Annotated in this window: 1 protein-coding gene; it reads left to right on the forward strand. The window is 38.6% G+C overall.

Annotated features, from left to right (window positions below; all coding sequences use genetic code 11):
• Nucleotides 1–326 precede the first annotated feature (326 nt).
• A partial coding sequence (gene hopQ / locus EWZ81_RS00030) for a Hop family adhesin HopQ (protein ID WP_165548428.1) occupies nucleotides 327–2,222 on the forward strand: 1,896 nt, incomplete at its 3' end.

Here is a 2,222-nt window from a genome sequence, read left to right on the forward strand (position 1 = left end):
TAAAACAACAACTTTACACCCCAAAAACGAAATTTCAAGGTATAATGTTTTCCAAGAGTTTTTGCCATGTTTGGTAGCCATGACAAACTCCTTTTATGGATTTATCCCCATAATTGCACTTATGGGGGCGTTTATTTTACAACAATCTTTCTAAAACCAAATCCCAATTAAATTAAAAACACTCTTACAAGCTTGATTGAGTGCATCAAAACACCCTAAAATTTTTTTTGAAATTCAATAAATTTATACTATAATTAAACGCATTGTAAATAAATTCTCATTTTGATACATTTTTTGCAATAAAACATTACTTTAAGGAACATCTTATGAAAAAAACGAAAAAAACGATTCTACTTTCTCTAACTCTTGCGGCGTCATTGCTCCATGCTGAAGACAACGGCGTTTTTTTAAGCGTGGGTTATCAAATCGGTGAAGCGGTTCAAAAAGTGAAAAACGCCGACAAGGTGCAAAAACTTTCAGACACTTATGAACAATTAAGCCGGCTTTTAACCAACGATAATGGCACAAACTCAAAGACAAGTGCGCAAGCGATCAACCAAGCGGTTAATAATTTGAACGAACGCGCAAAAACTTTAGCCGGTGGGACAACCAATTCCCCTGCCTATCAAGCCACGCTTTTAGCGTTGAGATCGGTGTTAGGGCTATGGAATAGCATGGGTTATGCGGTCATATGCGGAGGCTATACCAAAAGTCCAGGCGAAAACAATCAAAAAAATTTCCACTACACCGATGAGAATGGCAACGGCACTACAATCAATTGCGGTGGGAGCACAAATAGTAATGGCACTCATAGTTCTAGTGGCACAAATACATTAAAAGCAGACAAAAATGTTTCTCTATCTATTGAGCAATATGAAAAAATCCATGAAGCTTATCAGATTCTTTCAAAAGCTTTAAAACAAGCTGGGCTTGCTCCTTTAAATAGCAAAGGGGAAAAATTAGAAGCGCATGTAACCACATCAAAGTATCAACAAGATGATCAAACTAAAACGACAACTTCTGTTATTGATACGACTAACGATGCGCAAAATCTTTTGACTCAAGCGCAAACGATTGTCAATACCCTAAAAGATTATTGCCCCATGTTGATAGCGAAATCTAGTAGTGGAAGTAATGGCCAAGCTACTACAAACACCCCTTCATGGCAAGCAACCGGTGGTGGCAAAAATTCATGTGCGACTTTTGGTGCGGAATTTAGTGCCGCTTCAGACATGATTAATAATGCGCAAAAAATCGTTCAAGAAACCCAACAACTCAGCGCCAACCAACCAAAAAATATCACACAACCCCATAATCTCAACCTTAACACCCCTAGCAGTCTTACGGCTTTAGCTCAAAAAATGCTTAAAAATGCTCAATCTCAAGCAGAAATTTTAAAACTAGCCAATCAAGTGGAGAGCGATTTTAACAAACTTTCTTCAGGCCATCTTAAAGACTACATAGGGAAATGCGATGCGAGTGCTATAAGCAGTGCGAATATGACAATGCAAAATCAAAAGAACAATTGGGGGAATGGGTGTGCTGGCGTGGAAGAAACTCTAACTTCATTAAAAACAAGTGCCGCTGATTTTAACAACCAAACGCCTCAAATCAATCAAGCGCAAACCCTAGCCAACACCCTTATTCAAGAACTTGGCAACAATCCTTTTAGGAATATGGGCATGATCGCTTCTTCAACCACGAATAACGGTGCCTTGAACGGCCTTGGGGTGCAAGCGGGTTATAAGCAATTTTTTGGAGAAAAGAAAAGATGGGGGTTAAGGTATTATGGTTTCTTTGATTACAACCACGCCTATATCAAATCAAGCTTCTTTAATTCGGCTTCTGATGTTTGGACTTATGGGGTGGGTAGCGATTTATTGTTTAATTTTATCAATGATAAAAACACCAACTTTTTAGGCAAGAACAATAAGATTTCTGTAGGGCTTTTTGGTGGCATCGCCTTAGCAGGGACTTCATGGCTTAATTCTCAATTCGTGAATTTAAAAACCATCAGCAATGTTTATAGCGCTAAAGTGAATACGGCTAACTTCCAATTCTTATTCAATTTAGGCTTGAGAACCAATCTCGCTAGGCCTAAGAAAAAAGACAGCGATCATTCCGCTCAGCATGGCATGGAATTGGGCGTGAAAATCCCTACCATTAACACGAATTACTATTCTTTTTTAGGCACTAAGCTAGAATACCGAAGGCTTTATAGC

The sequence above is a fragment of the Helicobacter pylori genome, assembly GCF_011140715.1.
Lineage (GTDB): Bacteria > Campylobacterota > Campylobacteria > Campylobacterales > Helicobacteraceae > Helicobacter > Helicobacter pylori_DA.